We start from the raw sequence: 20,924 nt of genomic DNA, 5'->3' as shown, positions 1-20,924 counted from the left end.
GAAGACACCGACAAAAAGAATCACAAAGGTACTTACCATGACGCAATCTCAATCAACATTAATTTACGGATGCATGGGGCTTGGCGGCGGATGGAACGACCAACCCGTTCGTTCTGAAGACGTAAAAAAAGTTCACACTGTAATCGACTCGGCACTCGAGTGTGGAATTCGCCTATTTGATCACGCCGACATTTACACCTTTGGAAAAGCTGAGCAAGCCTTTGGACAAGCTCTAAAGGAACGGCCGGAGCTTGCTAACGAGCTTCGTATCCAATCCAAGTGTGGTATCCGTTTTGCTGATGAGTTAGGGCCTAAGCGCTATGATTTTTCGACGTCTTGGATAGTCAGCTCCGTTGATTCCATTTTGTCCCGTTTGGGCGTCGAGCAAATCGATACCCTGTTGCTACACCGTCCCGATCCACTGATGGTTGTTGATGAAGTCGCAACCGCCGTTGCAACATTACAAGCCGCCGGCAAGATTAAAAACCTTGGTGTCTCCAACATGAATGCCCACCAAATGCGCTATCTTCAGTCTGCCCTTTCCACACCTATTGTGTGCAATCAAATGGAGATGAGCTTAACCAAACTGGATTGGTTGGAAGAAGGCATCACTGCGTTTGCCAGCAGCACGCTAGGCACGCTGGAGTACTGCCAAGCCAACAATATAGAGATTCAAGCTTGGGGCAGTCTAAGCCAAGGACTGTTTAGTGGACGCGATCTTAATGGGCAGCCAGACACCATTGTTCGTACCGCGACCTATGTGCGAGAGCTTGCCGAGCACTATCAAGTTTCTCGCGAGGCTATCGTACTCGCTTGGTTGCAACGCCATCCAGCAAACATCTGCCCGGTAATAGGCACAACGACACCTCATCGCATTAAAGCGTGTGCACAGTCCGATACTGTCAGCTTAAGTCGTGAACAGTGGTACACCCTCTATGAACTCGCGCGCGCTGCGGAAATGCCATAAGGAATACCTCTCATAAATTTAGAATTTGCTCAACGTATAGTTCAGTGCGCATTACAACAAGCGACGTCTAAGGATCGGTCTGTCGCTGTTGCCATCGTCGACAGTCATGGTGAACTGAACCGTTTTGCTAAAATGAATAAGTGCAGCTTTCAGGCTGCATTGCTTGCCCAAAACAACGCGTATACCGCAGCCCGCAACAGGCAGCCGACGCCGCTACCGGGTCTATGGGCACAACAAGCAAGTAACGACATGAGCCACTGGACTGATCCCAAAATCACAGGATTAGGCGGTGGTCTCCCCATAAAGTCAGATGGACGAGTGATTGGCGCAATAAATGTGAGTGGCTTCAACGAGCAACAAGACGAAGAGTTAGCGCACTGTGCTGTTTCCTCACTTACACACCAAGCCTAATTGAATAGTGACTCACTGCATGACCGCGAATTACATCAATAGCCGCCATTAAAAAGCGGCTATTTTTGTGGAATATTACCTAGAGATAGGGGTATAATCGCGCTCGAATTCTAGGGGAGACGTTATGAAAAGCAATCGTTTTCGTTTTTACTGCACGTTGGTTGTAACCAACGTCTCTTCCGATCAATTTTAGCCTCCCTTATTGGGGGGCTTTTTTGTGCCTTTTTGTTTATCTAGATTAGGTAAACAACCACTTTGATAAGGAACATGGTATGACTCATTCGCTCTATAACAAGCACATCATTTCTATACCAGAATTAAGTCGAGATGAGCTAGAGCTAATCGTAAATACGGCAGGCGATCTCAAAGCAAATCCACAGCCTGAGCTCATCAAAAATAAAGTGGTTGCGAGCTGCTTTTTTGAACCGTCGACTCGAACCCGATTGTCCTTTGAAACAGCCATTCAACGTGTAGGCGGAGATGTGATTGGCTTTGACAGCGGTGGCAACACCTCACTCGCCAAAAAAGGCGAAACCTTGGCTGACTCAGTGCAAGTGATTTCATCGTACGTAGATGCTTTTGTTATGCGCCACCCACAGGAAGGTGCGGCCAGGCTCGCATCGGAGTTTTCTAATGGAGTTCCTGTCATTAATGCGGGAGATGGCTCCAATCAGCACCCTACTCAAACCTTATTGGATTTGTTCTCGATATACGAAACTCAAGGCCGCCTGGACAACCTAAATGTCGCCTTTGTGGGTGACTTAAAATATGGACGAACGGTTCACTCGCTTACCCAAGCTCTTGCTAAATTTAGCAATAACCGCTTCTTCTTTATTGCGCCTGACGCTCTCGCCATGCCTGACTATATTTGTGAAGAGCTCGATGAAGCGGGTATTCAATATAGCCTTCACAACGAGATGGAACCTATCATTCCCGAATTAGATATCTTGTACATGACTCGAGTTCAAAAAGAGCGCTTTGACGACTCAGAGTACGCTCACATTAAATCGGCCTACATTCTGACGGCTTCACTACTCAACAATGCGAAGCCTAGCTTAAAGGTGTTGCACCCACTGCCAAGAGTCGATGAAATTACCGTAGACGTCGATAAGACTCCACACGCCTATTACTTTGAGCAAGCAGAAAACGGCGTTTATGCGCGTGAAGCCCTACTAGCCTTAGTATTAAACCCACAACTTTAATTGAGGAATGATCATGAGCGACAAAGCGACCCAGCTTCAAGTAGAAGCGATTCAACAAGGTACAGTGATTGACCATATCCCGGCGAAAGTGGGCATTAAGGTTCTCAAACTCTTCGATATGCAAAACTCAGAGCAGCGTGTGACTATTGGCTTAAACCTACCATCATCAGCGCTAGGTGCTAAAGACCTACTCAAGATTGAAAACGTATTTATCGATCCTTCGCAAGCCAGCAAACTGGCTTTGTATGCACCCAATGCCACGGTCAATCAAATTGAAAACTATAAAGTGGTCAAGAAGCTTGAACTCGAATTACCCAAGCAGATTACTTCGGTGTTCGAGTGCCCAAATAGCAACTGTATTACACACAACGAACCCGTTGAAAGCAGCTTCACGGTTATCCAAAAAGCCGCTTCGATTCGCTTGAAGTGTAAATATTGTGAAAAAGTTTACGCTAGAGAAATTGTTACCGAGCGCTAGGGCTTTACTCAAGATACAGGCAAAGGCACACTGTTAGCATAAACACACAATGGACATAGGCAAATCAATGACAAAAGTACTTCACACCGACACGGCTCCAGCGGCAATTGGCCCTTATGTACAAGGCGTAGACCTAGGTAATATGGTTTTGACGTCAGGACAAATTCCTGTAAACCCTGAAACAGGCGAAGTGTCAGAAAACATTGCAGAGCAAGCCAGACAATCACTGGATAACGTGAAAGCCGTGGTAGAGTCTTCTGGCCTTACTGTCGGTGATATCGTCAAGATGACCGTTTTCGTTAAAGATCTTAATGATTTTGGAACCGTAAACGAAGCTTATGGCAAGTTTTTCGATGAGCATAATGTAGCAAACTACCCTGCTCGCTCTTGTGTTGAAGTTGCACGATTACCTAAAGATGTAGGTATCGAAATCGAAGCGATTGCTGTTCGTAAATAGTCTGCAGTGCAAAGCAATACCAAGAGCAACAAACGACCGTTTGTTGCTCTTTTTTTTATTGCCAAATTTTGTGGTTTCTATCCATACCCAATCGCTATCATTGATATTATTGATATTATTGATATTGGGACAATCAAAGATCACTGTGACGTAAACAAGTTATGTATAATCCACTAGGGAACATACGCAACAGGATGTTGAATGAGATCTCTTATAGCAGCTGCAGGGCTTTTTTGTTGGTCCCTCCCTGCGATGGCTGAAGTTGAAACAGAGAAGTTCAAACTTGATTTAGGTGGCTATTTAGTCGCTCACCACTCCACACAAATGTTTTTTACCAGCCAATATCTAGCAGGAGTAAACTTAGATCTGCAGGATGACTTTGGCATGGAAACACAAACCAGAAGCATACGCTTAGACGGTCATTATCGCTTAAATCCAAAACATAAAATGGAGTTTTCTTACTACCGCTTGCACACGGGCTCCTCGAAAGTGACCGATAGAGATATTGATTTCTTAGATGTGACCTTCTCGGCTGGTGCTAGAATCGATTCCTATTTAAAAATGGACATCTACAAGCTCAATTACGCGTACTCTTTTTACCATACCGATAAAGTTGAACTGTCGACAGGCATTGGCCTGCACATGATAAAAACAACCAGTGGTGTCAGTGGTGACTTTACCGCAGACGGTGAATATGTGGTCGGTGGTACTGAGTCAATGAACTTCCTAGCTCCCTTGCCGGTGCTTGGGTTCAAAATGATCTATAGCGCGACAGATAAAGTCAATGTCATCGGTGCGTTGGACTATTTTGGACTCAATATCAGAGACTTCTCTGGTTACTTCACCGATTTACGTATTGCTTCTGAATATGCAGCGTTCGATAATGTTAGCATTGGTGCTGGGCTAAATTTTACAGTGCTTGATTTAGCGGTCAAAAAAGAAGGCAAGCTAAAGGTTTCGCAAGGTGTTTCTGGTGCGATGGTCTACTTGAGTTATCGCTACTAACTATTTAACCGAGAGACAAAAAAACACAGTCTTAACCGAGAGACAAAAATACACAGTCTTAACCGAGAGACAAAAAAGGCAGAATCACTGCTCTGCCTTCATTAAATTAAACCTATTGACTATTAGTTGATAACGCCGTCCGCTTGATTGCGTTGCTCCACTTCTTTATCTAACTCAGCCAGTTTTTGTTCCATTTTCTCGCGGCAAACATTCGCTAAACTGCGCACATCAGATTTGTCGTACTCGGCTACGTTGACGGGATCGAGCATTTCTACGATGACATGTCCGTTATTCCAACGATTCATTTTAATTTTTTGGTGCGTGGTGCTGCATACAATAGGAACAATATTCACACCAGAGCCAATGGCAGCATGAAAAGCACCCGTTTTAAAGGGCAGCATGCCACGTCCTCTTGAGCGAGTGCCTTCAGGAAACATCCACACTGATAAACCAGACTCTTTGATTTTCTGCACAACCTGATCAATGGTGCCCTTAGCGCGTGAGCTGTTTGCACGGTCAATCAAAATATTTCCGGTCAACCAGTAAAGTTGCCCAAACAAAGGCAGCCAAACCAAACTCTTTTTGCCTACGGTTACAACGTGAGGGGTAACCGCCGAAGAAATGGTAAACATATCCCAGGAGTTCTGATGATTGGCAATATACACGTGTTGACCACGCTCATACGCATCTTTTGGTAAACGAAGTTCTAGGGTAATACCAAAGACTCTATGCATAGCGCCAAACATACGTCCAAAATTAAATACGTGTTTTGAATCTCGTGGGCTAAGTAGACAATAGCCGCAACCAAAAACAAACATCAATACAGCAAATATCGCCACTGCAATGACTCGAAGTAGTGCAATCATTTTGTTCCTCAGTGTCACAATGACAAGGCCTAACCATCTGTCGACAAGACTAATGTGAAGTCAAACAGAGTACAAGTGTAAGCCTAAAGTTTATCAAATAAAAAGCCGAAACCCTACGGCTTCGGCCTTTCTGATGGTGAGAGCGATTTAGTCTTTAAATCGCTCTATCTTGGCACCTAATAAAGCGAGTTTATCTTCGATGCGTTCATAGCCGCGATCGATGTGATAAATACGGTCAACAATGGTTTCACCGGAAGCAATACAGCCAGCAATAACCAAACTTGCCGATGCTCGTAAGTCGGTCGCCATAACTTGAGCACCACTTAACCCTTCGGAGTCGCCGCAAATAACGGTATGTCCCTCAATTTCAGCCTTAGCGCCCATACGTTGTAGCTCGGGAACGTGCATAAAACGATTTTCAAAAATCGTTTCAGTGATCACGCCACCGCCCTTAGCCATCATATTAAGCAACGTAAATTGCGCCTGCATATCGGTAGGGAAGCCTGGGTGTGGCGCTGTTCGGATTGATACCGCTTTAAGTTCACGCCCCGTCATATCCAAGCTAATCCAATCGTCACCGACTTCAATGAGTGCGCCAGCTTCTTCGAGCTTGGCCAGAGCCGACTCTAATAGTTTTGCATTGGTATTATGACAAACAACTTTACCGCCAGACACCGCTGCCGCAACCAAAAATGTACCGGTTTCGATGCGGTCAGCAACGACGCGGTGTTCACCACCGCCTAAGCGTTCAACGCCTTCAATAGTAATGGTATCGGTACCTGCACCAGCGATTTTTGCGCCAAGTGCATTTAGGAAGTCAGCCGTATCTTCAATTTCAGGCTCACGTGCTGCATTGTCTAAAGTGGTTGTACCCTCAGCGAGTGCTGCCGCGCACATGACCGTGATAGTCGCGCCAACACTGACCTTATCCATGACGATATGGGCACCTTGCAAACGACCATCAACAGACGCTTTTACATAGCCGTCTTCAAGCACGATGGTAGCACCAAGTTGCTCAAGGCCATGAATATGCAAATCAACAGGGCGAGCACCAATGGCACATCCTCCAGGAAGAGACACTTGTCCCTGACCAAAGCGAGCGACCAACGGCCCCAATGCCCAAATTGAGGCACGCATGGTTTTTACCAGATCGTAAGGAGCACAAAACTCGTTAATGCCACTCGCATCAACATGTACCGATCCATTGCGAGAAACATCAGCACCAAGGCGCTTTAACAGCTCCATGGTTGTATCGATATCGCGCAGCTTAGGGACGTTATGAACGACCACTGGCTCTTCCGCCAAAATAGCGGCAAATAAAATAGGCAGTGCAGCATTTTTTGCACCAGAAATAGAGACCTCACCCGACAAAGGGGTGGATGAGCCAGTTACTCGAAATTTATCCATTGTTACAGCGGCACCTTATAGTGACATTAGCTTTTTATCACGCGCCCACTCTTCAGGGGTCAGTGCTTTAATGGAAAGCGCATGAATATCGTTGCGCTGAATGTAATCCATTAAAGGAGCGTAAATAAATTGTTGTTTCTTAACGCGGCTCATGCCGTCAAAGCAAGGATCAATGGCGATCACTTCAAAGTGGCTACCTTCGCCTTTCACATGTAGCTCTTGAATTTCTAAAGCGCTCTCTAGCAGCGACTTGACGTCTGAACTTTCCACAACGATTCCTTCTTGTTCAATTTAGGATTTTCGATTTCACTTTAAAGCTAGACCCCAAAAGGTTAAAGCTGACAGGCACGAAAACGCGACATTATAAGCCGAATTTACAATTTTGCATGAAAAAAAAGCGTCAAGATTTGGTTTGGAAAGACCAACGCCGATTTTTCATACAACCCATTTGGTTAATCGGAGGTTTTTTGAGTAATTGGGATCTTAGATTGTTCTAGCAGCTCTTCGGTAACACTGGCTAAACCTTGGGTGCGTATTTTCCCGCTCCACTCGGATTGTTTGCTCGACAGCATACTGATGCCTTCTGCAATGATATCGAAGGCCAGCCACTCTGTACCTTGCTTGTTGCTACGCCACTTAAAGGCCAACTTTATATTTGGTTTGTTCGGCTCGACGATCTCAACAGGAACGGTCACAATCCGGCTGCCTTCAGGAACCGGTTGAATCGGTGCATAAACCAACTCCTGATCGTCATATTGTACAAATACTTGAGCGTACGCCGTGACCATGTAGGCGCGAAACGCCTCTAAAAAGACTTCTACCTCTGCTTTGTCTTGCAGCTTTAATTGAGAGCCCAGTAACTTAAGACCTGCATATTGATAGTGTATATAGGGCATCACTTCTTGCTCCACTATCTCTTTCAAGTAATCAGGATTAGCGTTGATTTGAGCACTTTCTTGGGTTATACGACTAAAGGTTTTTTGAGAAACCGTCTCCATCAACTGATAAGGGTTACTGGTGTCTTCAGCCATCGAAGTGGTGCTGAAACAGGTAATGAGAATGGTAAAAATGGCGCTGATCCACAATTGACTAACATTCATCTCACTCTCCTTGCGTACTGTACAAAAACTGCCCAATTAAATCTTCTAATACAATGGCCGACTTGGTGTCTTCGATGAAATCCCCGTCAGACAAATAGTCGCCATCATCGAGATCAAAGCCCGGCACAAAACTGACATACTGCTCTCCAATTAGCCCGGTGGTGAGAATCTCAACCGAGCTGGTGTCTGGAAATTGGTTAAATTGAGAATCGATGGAAAACGTCACGGTCGGAATAAATAAGCTAGGATCCAAAGTGATGTCTTTCACTTCACCGATAACCACCCCACCCACTTTAACCGGTGAGCGCACCTTTAGGCTGCCTATATTGTCAAACCGAGCCTTAATTGTGTAATGCTTATCGCCAGTCAGTGACGTTACATTGGCCACTTCAAGAACCATAAACAACAGCGCCGCCATACTAAGCAACACAAATAGCCCAACCCGCAATTCGGTGTGTCGATTTTGCTTCATTAATCCTTCCTATCCTTACCAAACAGTTGGCGTAATTTGTGGTTAAGAACCACCGAACATGAGCGCTGTCAAAATAAAATCTAGCCCAAGCACTAATAAGGATGCATGTACCACTGAACGCGTGGTAGCTAAACTGATCCCTTCAGATGTTGGCTTACAATGGTATCCATGAAACAGAGCAACCCAAAGTACTGCCACAGCAAACACAACCGCTTTAATAAAACTATTCAGTATGTCTTCTGACAATACAACCGATGATTGAATTTGAGACCAATAGCTGCCGTAATCTACACCTTTCCACGATACGCCAACCCACTGCCCACCAATAATGCCAACCGCAATAAACAAAAAACTGAGCAAAGGCATAACAATCACCCCACCCCAAAATCTAGGAGCGATAACTTGACGTAGGGGATCTACCGCCATCATTTCCATACTAGAGAGTTGTTCGGTGGCTTTCATTAAACCAATTTCCGCAGTCAATGCAGACCCTGCTCTTCCCGCAAACAAAAGCGCAGTAACCACTGGGCCGAGCTCTCTTAATAATGACAATGATACCAACTGACCCAAAGCACTTTCGGCGCCAAAATCGACTAAGATAACAAAGCCTTGTAAACTAAGCACCATGCCTATAAATAGACCTGATACGCAGATAATCATTAGCGATTGCCAACCTAGAACCTCTATCTGTTTTAGCAACAGTGGCCACGACTTTTTAAAATTAGGCTTACTAAACAGCGCCCCGGCTAACATCCAACTCGCCGCCCCAATACTTCGAACGAGCGCGAACGATGACCGTCCTAGAGACTCTATCTTGTGCTGGAACAACATTATTTAACCCTCTCTAGCTGTTCAAATTCAAGTGGCTTCAAAAACTGTTGAACCTGAATATTTTGGCTGGCCCTGAGTTCTCCAGGTGTCCCATGAGCAATAATGGTTTTATTGTCCAGCAAGTAGACATAATCGGCTAACATCATGACTTCAGGAACATCGTGTGACACCAATATAGAGGTCACATTAAGTCGCTTATTCAGCGAGTCAATTAGTTTAACCAGAGTGGTTTTCGTCAACGGATCCTGCCCCACGAAAGGCTCATCATACAACAAAACATCCGGCTCTAATGAGAGTGCTCTTGCAAGCGCAGCCCGCCGCGTCATGCCACCGGAAAGCTCTGATGGCATTAAGTCAAAACTGTCGGCAAGGTTGACCGCCTCTAACTTGTCCATCACCTTAGTACGGATCTCTGCTGCGGAGAGATCGGTATGCTCACGCAAAGGAAACGCGACGTTTTCAAACACCGTTAGGTCGGTAAATAACGCCCCTGATTGAAATAACATCCCCATTTTTTTTCTCGCGTCGAACAACGCGCGTCTAGACAATTGATTCAAGTCCTGACCATTGAAGAGGACTTGTCCGTCGTCGGGCTCCAGGAGACCACTTAGTAATTTAAGCAGTGTTGTTTTGCCAATTCCTGAAGGGCCAATTATTGCGGTGATTTTTGCCGATTTCACGTCAAAGCTGACATTGTCAAAAATCTGTTTCCTCCCGCGAGAAAAGCTTAACCCTTTGATTTCGTATTTTTTTGTTACATCCATGGCACGACCAATTGATTGAGTCTACTTTCCAATACTGGTTATCCTATTTACCTATAGTTACCACAAATAGGTCAAACTTTATTTTCTTTTCATACAAACCATAGAGTATTTCTAGGGTTGTGCGCTCTAAATATTTAAGAATTTCGCTTTCTTTTTCGATAACTTAGCGTCAAAATTAGCCAACTTAAATTTGACTAATCAGGTGATAACATCCCATGCCCATTGAAGCCGTACTACTTTTAATTGTAGGTCTTACCCTACTAGTTTGGAGTGCTGACAAGCTCGTCTTTGGTGCTGCGGCACTGGCTCGAAACTTTGGTATCGCGCCATTGGTTATTGGTATGACAATATTAGCAATGGGCTCTTCTGCACCTGAAATGATGGTCTCAGCGACCGCAGCATTAAGCGGTAAATCAGACACTGCTGTCGGTAACGTTCTAGGCTCCAATATCGCCAATATTGCGCTAATCTTAGGGATAACCGCACTAATAAAGCCTCTTTCTATTAGTTCAGGGGTATTGCGACGCGAACTTCCTTTAATGATGTTAGTCACATTGTTAGCAGGGGCGTTGTTGTGGGACAGCTTCTTAGGGTTTAACGAAGGTATCTTGCTGATCATTCTGTTTGTGGCCTTCTTAGCGGTTATGCTAAAAATATCGCGTAGTCAACAAAACAGTGGCGATGCCTTAATTGAAGAGCAAGAGTCAGAGATCCCTGAAGGTGTGCCAAATGGTAAGGCGATATTCTGGGTCATCGTTGGACTAATATTGCTACCTTTGGCTGCCGATATTTTAGTCAATAATGCTGTCATCATTGCAAAACACTTTGGCATGTCTGATCTTGTGATTGGATTAACCATCATTGCTGTAGGCACAAGCTTACCTGAACTTGCAGCGTCACTCGCTGGCGTAATGAAAGGTGAAGATGACATGGCTGTGGGTAATATCATTGGCTCGAACGTGTTTAACATTCTAGCTGTAATGGGGATCCCTGGCATATTGAACCCAACTATACTTAACGAAAACGTTATGGGACGAGATTTCTGGGTTATGCTTGCGGTCTCAATTTTGCTGGTTGTTATGGCGCTTGGTAAGTCCCGCAGTATAAATCGTATTGAAGGTAGCGCACTGCTCATCATTTTTGTTGTCTACCAAGGCTACCTGCTCATGAACTTAGCTCAATAACGGATATTTGACTCACACATGCAACAATACAACTCTGATTTTGACTATAAGTCTGCGGCCGAAGAAGTGCTAGCGATCGAAATTGCTGGATTAAAGCAGCTAAGCCAACACTTCGATGCTCACTTTGTCCAAGCTTGCCAAACCATTTTAAACACCACAGGAAAAGTCGTGGTGATGGGTATGGGTAAGTCTGGTCATATAGGTAAAAAAATTGCCGCAACGCTTGCCAGTACAGGTACGTCGTCCTTTTTTGTTCACCCAGGAGAAGCCGCACACGGCGACCTCGGGATGATTGACAACAACGATGTGGTTCTCGCAATTTCCAATTCCGGTGAATCTATTGAAATATTGGGTTTATTCCCTGTACTTAAGCGCCAGCAAGTTACGATCATTAGCATGACCGGAAACCCAAGCTCAAACATGGGTAAACTGGCGGATTTGCACTTATGCATTAAGGTCCCTAAAGAAGCCTGCCCAATTGAACTTGCGCCAACCGCAAGTACAACCGCTACACTGGTGATGGGGGATGCGCTTGCAATGGCTCTAATGCGTGCTCGTGGGTTTAGCGCGGAAGATTTCGCGCTTTCTCACCCAGGTGGTGCCCTAGGCCGAAAACTGTTACTCAAAATAAGCGACATCATGCATTCAGGCACGCAATTGCCTAAAGTCACTGCCGACGCACCTCTAACCGAAGCACTGTTAGAAATGAGTGAGAAAGGCTTAGGGATGACCGCCATTGTCGACGCAGATAATGCGGTAATTGGCATCTTTACCGATGGCGATTTACGCCGCTTGCTAAGTAAACGTGTCGACATTCACGATACAACCATCGGTGAAGTGATGGGACCAAACCCTCAAGTTGCTCATTCAAATATGCTTGCGGTTGATGGACTCAATCAGATGCAAGAACGCAGCATTAGCGCATTGCTCATTGTTGACGACGGCCAATTGGTTGGCGCACTGAATATGCACGATATGCTGCGTGCTGGGGTAATGTAATGAGCGAAAGAATGACGACTTTATATGGCGATGTCGACGCCTCAATTGTTGAAATAGCCAAACAGATCAAACTGCTTATCTGTGACGTCGATGGTGTGTTTTCTGATGGTTTGGTTTATATGGGAAACAACGGTGAAGAGCTTAAGACGTTCCATACCCGCGACGGATATGGCGTAAAATCCTTGATGAATGCGGGTATTGAAATTGCCATCATTACAGGTAGGAAGTCACAAATTGTTACCAACCGAATGAGTGCTCTTGGCATAACGCTTATCTACCAAGGTCAAGATGACAAGGTAAAGGCGTATCAAGACATTTGCGAAAAACTCAATATCGCACCACAGAATACCGGGTATATTGGTGATGACTTGATCGATTGGCCAGTGATGGAAAAAGTTGCACTTAAAGTCTGTGTCGCGGATGGGCACCCATTATTACGTCAAAAAGCGAACTATGTAACACAGATTAACGGTGGTCATGGTGCGGTACGCGAGGTGTGTGATCTTATATTACAGGCCCGTGGCGAGCTTGAAGCACATAAAGGCTTGAGCATATGATCACGCCTCGTTGGGTCCAAGTTGTGTTGATCATTGTTATCGCGTTTAGCGGCTATTATTTAGTCACCGATCAAAACAGCGTCACCTTGCAAGTAACCCCCAACGCAGAACTGCCTCAATTTTCGGGTCACCAAGTAACTGACACTTCCCATAAAACTGATGGTACGCGAAACTACCGGATCACATCGAGTTATCTAGACCATTACGCCAAAAGTGGCGATACTGTTTTCGAAAGTATCGAGCTACTGGTTTACCGGGATGGTGAGAACATCGAATGGAAGGTGGTGTCAGACCGCGCCGTACTCGACAAAAAACAGCACTTAACGTTGCAAGGTAACGTAAAAGCAGACAACCTATTACCCGGTGCTTCGTTCGACCGGATGATGACCGAGTCCTTGGTAATCGAGCTCGACAGTAAAAAGTTCTACACTGATACTCAAGTATCGCTTGAAGGCGCCACTTTTTACAACGTAGGTCAATCAGCGGAAGGCAGCTTCGACACAAACCAAGCAACACTAAATAACCAAGTCAAAGGTGTATATGAAATCACTCCTTAAAGCCGCCTTGTTGTGCGTAATCTCAACGGGTTCATTTGCACTGTCTAGCGACAGCGAACAGCCTGTATACATTGACTCTGACAGTCAAAAGCTAGATATGAAAAGCAACGAAGTAACCTTCGAAGGCGATGTTAAGTTGGTACAAGGTAGTATCGAATTAGTAGCAGACAAAGTCATCGTCGTGCGTGACGTTGAAACAGGAACGATTACTTCCATCCAATCGTTTGGTGAGCCTTCGACTTTTCGTCAAGAAACCGATGATGGGAAAGAGCTTAGAGGCCAAGCGTTAGAATTATTCTATAGCATGAGTGACAATCAACTTATCATGATTAAGCAAGCGCAATTGATGCAAGACGATAGCGTCATTAAGGGCGAGACCATTCGTTATCAGATTGACACCGAAACCATGCTAGCCGATGGTGGCAATGGCAATCGCGTCTCAACCGTATTGCAACCTCAAGCGCAAAAAGAGCAATAGCCGATGACTGTATTACAGGCTAAAAACTTGGCTAAGAGCTACAACAAACGTCAGGTCGTCGCCGATGTCAGCTTAAAAGTAGAATCGGGGCAGATTGTTGGATTACTTGGCCCAAACGGCGCCGGTAAAACTACGTCTTTTTATATGATCGTTGGTTTGGTTGCTCGAGATGAAGGTCAAATATTGATCGATGACCAAGACATTAGCATTCTTCCAATGCATAAGCGGTCGAAAATGGGGATTGGCTACTTGCCGCAGGAAGCCTCTATTTTTAGGAAGCTGTCTGTAGAAGATAACATCATGGCGGTACTGCAAACTCGCAAAGAGTTGAGTAACGAGCAGCGCCAAGATCGATTAGAAGACTTGCTGGAAGAGTTCAATATTCAACACATTCGTAAGTCTGCAGGGATGGCTTTATCAGGGGGAGAGCGTCGACGTGTTGAGATTGCGCGAGCACTAGCAGCCAATCCCGAATTTATTCTTCTGGACGAACCGTTCGCCGGTGTAGACCCGATATCGGTTATCGACATCAAAAAGATTATCCAACATCTCAAACAGCGTGGACTGGGTGTACTGATTACTGACCACAATGTACGAGAAACACTCGATGTATGTGAGAAAGCGTACATCGTAAGCCAAGGGCACTTGATCGCAGAAGGCACTCCAGAGCAAGTTTTGAACAATGAGCAGGTAAAACGAGTTTATCTCGGTGAGCAATTCCGTCTATGATTAAATAGTTAAGACTGGAAAGTGTTGGCGAAGTATGGTTTAAATGGGAAGACAAATCTGACTAAAACGTCATTTTTCACTGTGGTATCAAGGTAATAAATTCTGAATGAAACCGTCATTACAGCTTAAAATCGGGCAACAACTAGCAATGACCCCACAACTGCAACAAGCGATTCGCTTATTGCAGTTGTCTACACTTGATCTCCAGCAAGAGATTCAAGAAGCGCTCGATTCTAACCCACTTCTTGAAGTGGAAGAACAAACCGACCCCGTTTCAGATGCTGAGAAAGCAGATAATATAGAAGCTGAAAACGCCACAGCAACCGCCGCCGAAACCACGCAAGAAGTTGAAGCCGATCCGCAAGACAGTGCCGATCTTATCGAGCAAAGCAATATTAGCGAAGAGCTTGCTGTCGATACCACCTGGGAAGACGTTTACAGTGCCAACACGGGAAGCACTGGCATGGTGATGGACGATGACATGCCCATCTACCAGGGTGAAACCACTCAATCGCTGCACGACTATTTGCATTGGCAACTCGAACTCACCCCAATGAGTGAGCTGGATAATGCGATAGCGACCTCAATCATCGATGCCATTGATGAATACGGCTATCTGACCATTTCAAGCGAAGACATCCTAAGCAGTCTAAACAATGACGAGGTTGAGCTTGATGAAGTGGAAGCTGTACGCAAGCGGATCCAGCAATTTGATCCGCTCGGTGTCGCATCAAGCTCGCTACAAGAATGTTTGCTATTGCAATTGGCGACCTTTCCGGAAGACACGCCATGGCTCACTGAAGCGCGCCATATTCTTGAAAACTACATCGATATGCTTGGCAATCGTGATTACAAGTTGATCATGAAAGAAACCAAGTTAAAAGAAGATCAACTGCGAGACATCATGTCTCTTATCCAAAAGCTGGATCCTAGACCCGGCAATACCGTCGCCCCCGATGACACCGAATATGTCGTTCCCGATGTTTCTGTTTTTAAAGACAAAGGCAAGTGGGTGGTTTCCATTAACCCGGACAGCGTCCCGCGTCTCAAAGTAAACCAACAGTACGCGGCACTCGGTAAGGGAAACAGTCCAGACAGTCAGTTCATCAAAAGTAATTTGCAAGAAGCTAAATGGTTGATTAAAAGCTTAGAAAGCCGCAACGAAACACTACTAAAAGTAGCGCGTTGCATTGTAGAGCATCAACAAGAGTTTTTTGAGCAAGGGGAAGAGGCCATGAAGCCGATGGTGTTGAACGATATTGCTCTCGCTGTGGACATGCATGAGTCCACTATTTCTCGCGTCACAACCCAAAAATACATGCACACTCCAAGAGGCATTTTTGAGCTTAAATACTTTTTCTCGAGTCACGTAAGTACTGATAATGGTGGAGAGTGCTCTTCCACCGCGATACGTGCCCTCATCAAGAAATTCGTCGCGGCAGAAAATAGAGCAAAACCACTCAGTGACAGTAAAATTGCCGCACTATTAGCTGACCAAGGCATACAAGTGGCCCGTCGTACGATTGCTAAATATCGTGAGTCCCTAGGGATAGCCCCTTCAAGTCAGCGCAAACGCCTACTTTAGGCAGAAACAGAAGGAACGTCTATGCAAATCAATATTAAAGGCCATCACGTTGATCTAACCGATTCAATGCAGGAGTACGTGGATTCTAAATTTGCAAAACTAGAACGCTTTTTTGAACACATAACCAATGTCCATGTTGTGCTGAAAGTTGAAAAAGTTAACCAAATCGCGGAGGCCACCTTACATGTTGCGCAGGGCGAAATACACGCCTCGGCCGAAAGTGATAATATGTACGCAGCAATAGACTCTCTGGTCGACAAACTTGTACGACAACTCAATAAACATAAAGAAAAACTAAGTAATCACTAAACTATGCAAATCAGTGAAGTACTCTCTTTGGACTGCACAAAAAGTGCAGTCCATTGTACGAGCAAAAAAAGAGCCCTCGAAATCATCAGCGAAATTGCTGCCGAGCAGTGCGATCAAAGCTCAACCGAGTTGTTTGAATGCATGTTAGGGCGAGAGAAAATGGGCAGTACCGGCATTGGCAATGGTATTGCTATTCCTCACGCGCGAATGCAAGACAGTGAGCGTGCTATCGCAGTATTAGTTCAGTGTGACGAGCCTATTGAATTCGATGCAATAGACAACCGACCCGTTGACCTTCTGTTTGCTCTCTTAGTGCCAGACTCTCAATGTAAAGAACATTTAAGCACTTTGGCCAGCATGGCCGAAAAGCTAAACGATAAAGCAATAACCAAACAGCTTCGTCGTGCAGAATCCGATGAAGAGCTTTACCAAATCATGGTCGCGAAATAATCATGGATTCCCCTAAAACCAATCAACTTGTGGTTATCAGTGGCCGTTCGGGCGCGGGCAAAAGTGTTGCGTTACGTGTGTTGGAGGATTTGGGGTATTACTGCGTCGATAACTTACCCGTCAATCTACTCACTCCCTTTTCTGACAGCATGAAAAATCAATTGGGGCGTGTTGCAGTTAGCATCGATATTCGCAATTTACCTAACGACCCGAATCAAGTCACTACCCAGTTAAACGCGCTCAAGCAAGCTTGGGATGTGATGGTAATATTTGTCGACGCACAGCTCGAAACGCTGCTTAAGCGCTACAGCGAGACTCGACGTATTCACCCGCTGTCTATTGGAGAAGAAAAACTGGCACTGGCTCAAGCCATTGAATCAGAAGAAGACTTACTCGAACCCATAAAAGCGCAAGCCGACTTAGTCATCGACAGCAGTCAGTCGACGCTTTATGACCTGAGTGAAACCGTGAGGTTGCGAGTGCTTGGGCGCGAAAGCAAAGAGTTAGTCATGGTATTTGAATCCTTTGGGTTCAAATATGGCGTGCCAAAAGATGCTGATTACGTCTTCGATGTTCGATTTTTACCTAACCCTCATTGGGAGCCAGAACTTCGCAGTCAAACAGGACTCGATAAACCTGTACAGGAATACTTAGCGGGTCACCAAGAAGTTCAAGACCTCACGCAAGATATTCAAAGCTTTGTTGAAAAGTGGTTGCCACAACTTGAAAAAAACAATCGCAGCTACCTTACTATCGCCATTGGATGTACCGGCGGTAAACATCGCTCAGTATACGTTGCACAACAACTTGCCATGTACTTTGCCGATCACAAACATCAGGTTCAAGTCAGGCACACCACTTTAGAGCGCCCCGAAAACAAACTTTAGTCGAGAAATTGCCGATGGAACTTTCCAGAACAGTACTCATCATTAATCGCTTAGGGTTGCACGCTCGCGCTGCCATTAAGTTGATTGAGCTCGCTCAAAGCTTTGATGCAACGCTCACTCTGTGCAACGACGATAAATGTGTCGTGCTTGAGAGTGTTATGGGGGTACTGCTCTTAGAGTCCTCACAAGGCCAACACGTCACAATCAAGGCAACCGGTTCACAAGCTGATGTTGCCTTAGATGCAGTATGTCAGCTGATTGAAAAAAAATTCGATGAAGATGAATAAGTTGCGTCAATAAGATTAAAAGTGACATAGAATTACGTTACTATTAGGCCCTCGGCGCCGACTTAACCTTTGGCGCCCCTTCCCTATTTTATTCAATCTAAGTATACGAGGAGGTGGGTATGCCAGAACAACTCGAGTTTGACCAAGCTCACCAAACCCTACAAGACGTCAGTGAAGCGATCGACCAAGGCCGATTCGTTTTCGTGCGACGCCAACTTCAGGACATGGAGCCTGAAGATATTGCCCAGCTTCTTGAAGCCTCCCCTCGAAAAAGTCGTGACGTTCTTTGGCAACTGACCGACCCCGAAGATTATGGCGACATCCTTGATGAGTTGAGCGAAGACGTTAAAGACGATGTCGTGGCCAAAATGGCGCCAGAAACGCTCGCTGAGGCGACTGAAGGCATGGATACTGATGACATCGCCTATGTACTCAGAAGTTTGCCTGACGACGTTTCTAGAGGCGTACTGGCCCAAATGGACACAGCCGACCGTCTTCGTGTTGAAACGGCGCTCTCCTACCCGGAAGATACTGCCGGTGGATTAATGAATACCGACGTCACCACCATTCGTGGCGACGTGGAAGTCGATGTAATTTTGCGATACCTGCGCATTAAAGCAGAGCTTCCAGAAGCGACCGATACATTATACGTGGTCGATCAGGAGAACCGATTGATCGGTAATCTATCCCTCACTACGTTGGTTACCTCCCAGCCTGATAAGCAAGTCATCGACATTATGGACGACGCGGATGAAGCCATCACAGTCGATACCAAAGACTCTGATGTTGCCTCGCTGTTTGAGCGACGCAACTGGGTTTCTGCTCCGGTCATTGATGATAAACAAACACTGGTTGGCCGAATCACCATCGATGACGTGGTGGATGTTATCCGTGAAGATGCCGAGCACTCGATGATGAGTATGGCGGGTATGGATGACGACGAAGATACGTTTGCCCCAGTGATAAAATCTGCGCGACGCCGAAGTGTTTGGTTAGGTGTCAATGTGTTAGCTGCACTGACTGCAGCATCTGTATCAAACATGTTTGAATCCACGCTCGAACAAATGGCCGCCATCGCTATTTTAATGACTATCGTGCCATCTATGGGTGGCGTTGCAGGCAACCAGACTGTTGCATTGGTGATCCGCGGTCTAGCATTGGGTCATATTGGTGACAGTAACCAGAAAGAATTACTGCGCAAGGAAGCCGCTATTGGATTTCTCAATGGTATTTTGTGGGCCATCATTTTAGGTGGCATCGTCATGTTATGGAAAGAAGACGTGGTTTTAGGTCTGATCATGTCTGGCGCAATGCTGACTAACCTATTTGTTGCGGGTATTGCGGGAGTTTCCATCCCCATAATTTTAAAAAAAATGGACATCGACCCCGCACTTGCCGGTGGTATGGCACTGACGACCATAACCGACGTGATTGGTTTACTGGTCTTCCTCGGACTGGCCACGGTATTTCTGGTGTAGAGCCACAAAAAAAGGAGCACATAGTGCTCCCTTTTCAAATCACTATCCCGAGCTATTCACCGGCAATTTTCATCGACTCTAACAGTACCGAGCCCATCTGAATTTGAGAGCGGGTTTCCACGTCGTTACCCACCGCGACAATGTTTTGGTACATCTGCTTTAGATTACCTGCAATGGTAATTTCAGAGATTGGATATTGGATCACACCATTTTCGACCCAAAAACCGGCTGCGCCGCGAGAGTAATCGCCAGTGACCGTGTTTACACCCTGCCCCATCAGCTCAGTAACTAAAACACCCGTTCCTAGCGCTTTTAGCATTTCTTCAAAGCTCTGCCCTGTAGAACCAACATACCAGTTATGAATACCGCCAGCATGACCTGTTGGCGTCATATCGAGCTTTCTTGCCGCGTACGAAGTAAGCAAGTATGTTGATAACACACCATCGGTGACAATTTGACGATCTTGAGTGATCACACCTTCATTATCAAAGGGGGATGACGCTAATCCACGAAGCACGTGAGGCTTTTCTTCAATATTGAACCAGCTAGGAAGGATCTGTTTACCAAGATGGTCCAGTAAAAAGCTAGACTTACGGTACAACGAGCTGCCGCTGATAGCGCCAACAAGGTGGCCCATTAAGCCAGTTGCTACATCGGCTGCGAACATTACAGGGTATTCACCTGTCGCAATCTTGCGAGCATCTAAACGGCTGACCGTTTTACGACCGGCTTCTTCACCAACACGCTCTGGCGACCAAAGGTCGTCAATGTGTCGAGCCATGGTGTAGCTATAGTCGCGTTCCATTTCTCCATTTTCGCCAACACCAATGACAACGGCGCTGATGCTATGACGAGAAGAAGGATAGCTGGCGATAAGCCCGTGAGTGTTTCCGTAAACGCGAACACCGTAATGGCTGTCGTAACTGGCACCATCACTTTGTTGAATTTTATCAGAGTAGTTTAATGCGGCTTCTTCTGCTTTGATTGCAATCGCTGCTGCCACATCTGGGTTTGGCTCATCTGGATGAAAAAGATCGAGATCTTTAATCTCTTTCACCATAAGCTCTGCGGGTGCAGGTCCAGCACAAGGGTCTTCTGAGGTGTACTGGGCAATATCTAATGCCGCTTCTACCGTTTTTGCGATCGCTTGCTCGCTGAGGTCAGATGTAGAGGCGCTACCCTTACGCTGACCACGATATACGGTAATGCCAAGCGCGCCATCGGTATTAAGTTCAACATTTTCAATTTCACCTAAGCGGGTTGAAACGCTTAACCCTGTAGACTTGTTGACCGCGACTTCCGCGGCATCAGCCTTTACTTTCGCGAGTGTAAGCGCTTTTTCTACCGCAGCTTCAAGTTCGGCTCGTTGCTGTGCGACGTGCTGTTTTGCATCCATAGTTGCTGATTTCCCAACTCCACTGCCAGTGATTTACATGACTGGCAAAAAAAATGTTGCGCTTAGAA

Annotated in this window: 26 protein-coding genes; 18 read left to right on the top strand and 8 right to left on the bottom strand. The window is 45.7% G+C overall.

Features of this window, described 5'->3' with window-relative positions; all coding sequences use genetic code 11:
• The first annotated feature begins 37 nt into the window (after nucleotides 1-37).
• The 6 genes from ST37_RS03325 (at nucleotide 38) to ST37_RS03300 (ending at nucleotide 4,520) form a co-directional block, all read left to right on the top strand.
• On the top strand, nucleotides 38-967 hold the full coding sequence (locus ST37_RS03325) for an aldo/keto reductase (RefSeq protein ID WP_084883801.1): 930 nt from the start codon (nucleotides 38-40) through the stop codon (nucleotides 965-967).
• 3 nt (nucleotides 968-970) lie between these two features.
• Complete coding sequence (locus tag ST37_RS03320; protein WP_084883799.1) at nucleotides 971-1,378, top strand: heme-binding protein; 408 nt, start codon at nucleotides 971-973, stop codon at nucleotides 1,376-1,378.
• A gap of 272 nt (nucleotides 1,379-1,650) precedes the next feature.
• The gene (pyrB, locus tag ST37_RS03315; protein ID WP_084883797.1) at nucleotides 1,651-2,580 is read left to right on the top strand and encodes an aspartate carbamoyltransferase; all 930 of its coding nucleotides are present in this window, start codon (nucleotides 1,651-1,653) and stop codon (nucleotides 2,578-2,580) included.
• A 13-nt stretch (nucleotides 2,581-2,593) separates the two neighbouring features.
• A complete protein-coding gene (gene pyrI / locus ST37_RS03310; protein WP_084883795.1) occupies nucleotides 2,594-3,058 on the top strand; it encodes an aspartate carbamoyltransferase regulatory subunit in 465 nt (154 codons plus the stop codon).
• A gap of 67 nt (nucleotides 3,059-3,125) precedes the next feature.
• The gene (locus ST37_RS03305) at nucleotides 3,126-3,515 is read left to right on the top strand and encodes a RidA family protein (protein ID WP_084883793.1); all 390 of its coding nucleotides are present in this window, start codon (nucleotides 3,126-3,128) and stop codon (nucleotides 3,513-3,515) included.
• Between the two features lie 201 nt (nucleotides 3,516-3,716).
• Entirely contained in the window at nucleotides 3,717-4,520 is an 804-nt protein-coding gene (locus tag ST37_RS03300) for a hypothetical protein (RefSeq protein WP_084883791.1), read from the top strand.
• 122 nt (nucleotides 4,521-4,642) lie between these two features.
• Here the strand turns inward: ST37_RS03300 and ST37_RS03295 are convergent, their stop codons facing one another.
• The 7 genes from ST37_RS03295 to ST37_RS03265 all read right to left on the bottom strand — a co-directional run bounded on the left by ST37_RS03295 (nucleotide 4,643) and on the right by ST37_RS03265 (nucleotide 9,960).
• Nucleotides 4,643-5,386: a 1-acylglycerol-3-phosphate O-acyltransferase gene (locus ST37_RS03295; protein ID WP_084883789.1), complete on the bottom strand. Its 744-nt coding sequence runs from the start codon at nucleotides 5,384-5,386 to the stop codon at nucleotides 4,643-4,645.
• A 147-nt stretch (nucleotides 5,387-5,533) separates the two neighbouring features.
• Nucleotides 5,534-6,793, bottom strand: coding sequence for a UDP-N-acetylglucosamine 1-carboxyvinyltransferase (gene murA, locus ST37_RS03290; RefSeq protein WP_084883787.1), 1,260 nt, complete (start codon nucleotides 6,791-6,793; stop codon nucleotides 5,534-5,536).
• Between the two features lie 15 nt (nucleotides 6,794-6,808).
• Nucleotides 6,809-7,063, bottom strand: coding sequence for a BolA family iron metabolism protein IbaG (ibaG, locus tag ST37_RS03285; RefSeq protein ID WP_084883785.1), 255 nt, complete (start codon nucleotides 7,061-7,063; stop codon nucleotides 6,809-6,811).
• A gap of 182 nt (nucleotides 7,064-7,245) precedes the next feature.
• Nucleotides 7,246-7,893: an ABC transporter substrate-binding protein gene (locus tag ST37_RS03280; RefSeq protein ID WP_143698114.1), complete on the bottom strand. Its 648-nt coding sequence runs from the start codon at nucleotides 7,891-7,893 to the stop codon at nucleotides 7,246-7,248.
• A gap of 1 nt (nucleotide 7,894) precedes the next feature.
• Nucleotides 7,895-8,365, bottom strand: a complete 471-nt coding sequence (gene mlaD, locus ST37_RS03275; RefSeq protein WP_084883784.1) for an outer membrane lipid asymmetry maintenance protein MlaD — start codon at nucleotides 8,363-8,365, stop codon at nucleotides 7,895-7,897.
• A gap of 42 nt (nucleotides 8,366-8,407) precedes the next feature.
• Nucleotides 8,408-9,196, bottom strand: a complete 789-nt coding sequence (gene mlaE / locus ST37_RS03270) for a lipid asymmetry maintenance ABC transporter permease subunit MlaE (RefSeq protein ID WP_084883782.1) — start codon at nucleotides 9,194-9,196, stop codon at nucleotides 8,408-8,410.
• Nucleotides 9,196-9,960, bottom strand: coding sequence for an ATP-binding cassette domain-containing protein (locus ST37_RS03265; protein WP_084883781.1), 765 nt, complete (start codon nucleotides 9,958-9,960; stop codon nucleotides 9,196-9,198). The genes mlaE and ST37_RS03265 overlap by 1 nt, the downstream gene beginning before the upstream one ends.
• Before the next feature lie 215 nt (nucleotides 9,961-10,175).
• Between ST37_RS03265 and ST37_RS03260 the strand changes: the two genes are divergently transcribed.
• The 12 genes from ST37_RS03260 to mgtE all read left to right on the top strand — a co-directional run bounded on the left by ST37_RS03260 (nucleotide 10,176) and on the right by mgtE (nucleotide 19,460).
• Nucleotides 10,176-11,144, top strand: coding sequence for a calcium/sodium antiporter (locus tag ST37_RS03260; protein WP_084883779.1), 969 nt, complete (start codon nucleotides 10,176-10,178; stop codon nucleotides 11,142-11,144).
• An 18-nt stretch (nucleotides 11,145-11,162) separates the two neighbouring features.
• On the top strand, nucleotides 11,163-12,143 hold the full coding sequence (locus ST37_RS03255; protein ID WP_084883777.1) for a KpsF/GutQ family sugar-phosphate isomerase: 981 nt from the start codon (nucleotides 11,163-11,165) through the stop codon (nucleotides 12,141-12,143).
• On the top strand, nucleotides 12,143-12,700 hold the full coding sequence (kdsC, locus tag ST37_RS03250; RefSeq protein ID WP_084883776.1) for a 3-deoxy-manno-octulosonate-8-phosphatase KdsC: 558 nt from the start codon (nucleotides 12,143-12,145) through the stop codon (nucleotides 12,698-12,700). The genes ST37_RS03255 and kdsC overlap by 1 nt, the downstream gene beginning before the upstream one ends.
• Entirely contained in the window at nucleotides 12,697-13,257 is a 561-nt protein-coding gene (lptC, locus tag ST37_RS03245) for an LPS export ABC transporter periplasmic protein LptC (protein WP_084883774.1), read from the top strand. Before kdsC ends, lptC begins: the two co-directional genes overlap by 4 nt.
• Nucleotides 13,241-13,735, top strand: coding sequence for a lipopolysaccharide transport periplasmic protein LptA (gene lptA / locus ST37_RS03240; RefSeq protein WP_084883773.1), 495 nt, complete (start codon nucleotides 13,241-13,243; stop codon nucleotides 13,733-13,735). Before lptC ends, lptA begins: the two co-directional genes overlap by 17 nt.
• Nucleotides 13,736-13,738: 3 nt before the next feature.
• Entirely contained in the window at nucleotides 13,739-14,464 is a 726-nt protein-coding gene (gene lptB, locus ST37_RS03235; RefSeq protein WP_084883771.1) for an LPS export ABC transporter ATP-binding protein, read from the top strand.
• 106 nt (nucleotides 14,465-14,570) lie between these two features.
• Complete coding sequence (locus tag ST37_RS03230) at nucleotides 14,571-16,049, top strand: RNA polymerase factor sigma-54 (RefSeq protein ID WP_084883770.1); 1,479 nt, start codon at nucleotides 14,571-14,573, stop codon at nucleotides 16,047-16,049.
• Nucleotides 16,050-16,070: 21 nt separating this feature from the next.
• Nucleotides 16,071-16,358 carry a ribosome hibernation promoting factor gene (gene hpf / locus ST37_RS03225; RefSeq protein WP_084883768.1) on the top strand — a complete coding sequence of 96 codons (288 nt, stop codon included), beginning with the start codon at nucleotides 16,071-16,073 and terminating at the stop codon, nucleotides 16,356-16,358.
• Between the two features lie 3 nt (nucleotides 16,359-16,361).
• Complete coding sequence (gene ptsN / locus ST37_RS03220) at nucleotides 16,362-16,808, top strand: PTS IIA-like nitrogen regulatory protein PtsN (RefSeq protein WP_084883767.1); 447 nt, start codon at nucleotides 16,362-16,364, stop codon at nucleotides 16,806-16,808.
• 2 nt (nucleotides 16,809-16,810) lie between these two features.
• Nucleotides 16,811-17,695: an RNase adapter RapZ gene (gene rapZ / locus ST37_RS03215; protein ID WP_084883765.1), complete on the top strand. Its 885-nt coding sequence runs from the start codon at nucleotides 16,811-16,813 to the stop codon at nucleotides 17,693-17,695.
• Between the two features lie 14 nt (nucleotides 17,696-17,709).
• On the top strand, nucleotides 17,710-17,982 hold the full coding sequence (locus ST37_RS03210) for an HPr family phosphocarrier protein (protein WP_084883764.1): 273 nt from the start codon (nucleotides 17,710-17,712) through the stop codon (nucleotides 17,980-17,982).
• Between the two features lie 119 nt (nucleotides 17,983-18,101).
• Nucleotides 18,102-19,460, top strand: a complete 1,359-nt coding sequence (mgtE, locus tag ST37_RS03205) for a magnesium transporter (RefSeq protein ID WP_084883762.1) — start codon at nucleotides 18,102-18,104, stop codon at nucleotides 19,458-19,460.
• A gap of 52 nt (nucleotides 19,461-19,512) precedes the next feature.
• On the opposite strand, the gene pmbA is transcribed toward mgtE, so the two are convergent.
• On the bottom strand, nucleotides 19,513-20,856 hold the full coding sequence (gene pmbA, locus ST37_RS03200; protein ID WP_084883761.1) for a metalloprotease PmbA: 1,344 nt from the start codon (nucleotides 20,854-20,856) through the stop codon (nucleotides 19,513-19,515).
• Between the last annotated feature and the right edge of the window lie 68 nt (nucleotides 20,857-20,924).

Source organism: Vibrio sp. qd031 (genome assembly GCF_002100145.1).
GTDB lineage: Bacteria > Pseudomonadota > Gammaproteobacteria > Enterobacterales > Vibrionaceae > Vibrio.
This window is presented reverse-complemented; position numbering and strand designations above follow the sequence as displayed.

Coding starts and splice junctions, on each gene's coding strand:
- pmbA (WP_084883761.1), bottom strand. CDS start 20,856: ATGGATGCAAAACAGCACGTCGCACAGCAACGAGCCGAACTTGAAGCT.
- ST37_RS03300 (WP_084883791.1), top strand. CDS start 3,717: ATGAGATCTCTTATAGCAGCTGCAGGGCTTTTTTGTTGGTCCCTCCCT.
- murA (WP_084883787.1), bottom strand. CDS start 6,793: ATGGATAAATTTCGAGTAACTGGCTCATCCACCCCTTTGTCGGGTGAG.
- ST37_RS03325 (WP_084883801.1), top strand. CDS start 38: ATGACGCAATCTCAATCAACATTAATTTACGGATGCATGGGGCTTGGC.
- ST37_RS03265 (WP_084883781.1), bottom strand. CDS start 9,960: ATGGATGTAACAAAAAAATACGAAATCAAAGGGTTAAGCTTTTCTCGC.
- rapZ (WP_084883765.1), top strand. CDS start 16,811: ATGGATTCCCCTAAAACCAATCAACTTGTGGTTATCAGTGGCCGTTCG.
- ST37_RS03280 (WP_143698114.1), bottom strand. CDS start 7,893: ATGAATGTTAGTCAATTGTGGATCAGCGCCATTTTTACCATTCTCATT.
- ST37_RS03255 (WP_084883777.1), top strand. CDS start 11,163: ATGCAACAATACAACTCTGATTTTGACTATAAGTCTGCGGCCGAAGAA.
- ST37_RS03210 (WP_084883764.1), top strand. CDS start 17,710: ATGGAACTTTCCAGAACAGTACTCATCATTAATCGCTTAGGGTTGCAC.
- pyrI (WP_084883795.1), top strand. CDS start 2,594: ATGAGCGACAAAGCGACCCAGCTTCAAGTAGAAGCGATTCAACAAGGT.
- mlaE (WP_084883782.1), bottom strand. CDS start 9,196: ATGTTGTTCCAGCACAAGATAGAGTCTCTAGGACGGTCATCGTTCGCG.
- kdsC (WP_084883776.1), top strand. CDS start 12,143: ATGAGCGAAAGAATGACGACTTTATATGGCGATGTCGACGCCTCAATT.
- ST37_RS03230 (WP_084883770.1), top strand. CDS start 14,571: ATGAAACCGTCATTACAGCTTAAAATCGGGCAACAACTAGCAATGACC.
- ptsN (WP_084883767.1), top strand. CDS start 16,362: ATGCAAATCAGTGAAGTACTCTCTTTGGACTGCACAAAAAGTGCAGTC.
- lptC (WP_084883774.1), top strand. CDS start 12,697: ATGATCACGCCTCGTTGGGTCCAAGTTGTGTTGATCATTGTTATCGCG.
- pyrB (WP_084883797.1), top strand. CDS start 1,651: ATGACTCATTCGCTCTATAACAAGCACATCATTTCTATACCAGAATTA.
- ST37_RS03305 (WP_084883793.1), top strand. CDS start 3,126: ATGACAAAAGTACTTCACACCGACACGGCTCCAGCGGCAATTGGCCCT.
- ST37_RS03295 (WP_084883789.1), bottom strand. CDS start 5,386: ATGATTGCACTACTTCGAGTCATTGCAGTGGCGATATTTGCTGTATTG.
- mgtE (WP_084883762.1), top strand. CDS start 18,102: ATGCCAGAACAACTCGAGTTTGACCAAGCTCACCAAACCCTACAAGAC.
- lptA (WP_084883773.1), top strand. CDS start 13,241: ATGAAATCACTCCTTAAAGCCGCCTTGTTGTGCGTAATCTCAACGGGT.
- ST37_RS03260 (WP_084883779.1), top strand. CDS start 10,176: ATGCCCATTGAAGCCGTACTACTTTTAATTGTAGGTCTTACCCTACTA.
- lptB (WP_084883771.1), top strand. CDS start 13,739: ATGACTGTATTACAGGCTAAAAACTTGGCTAAGAGCTACAACAAACGT.
- hpf (WP_084883768.1), top strand. CDS start 16,071: ATGCAAATCAATATTAAAGGCCATCACGTTGATCTAACCGATTCAATG.
- mlaD (WP_084883784.1), bottom strand. CDS start 8,365: ATGAAGCAAAATCGACACACCGAATTGCGGGTTGGGCTATTTGTGTTG.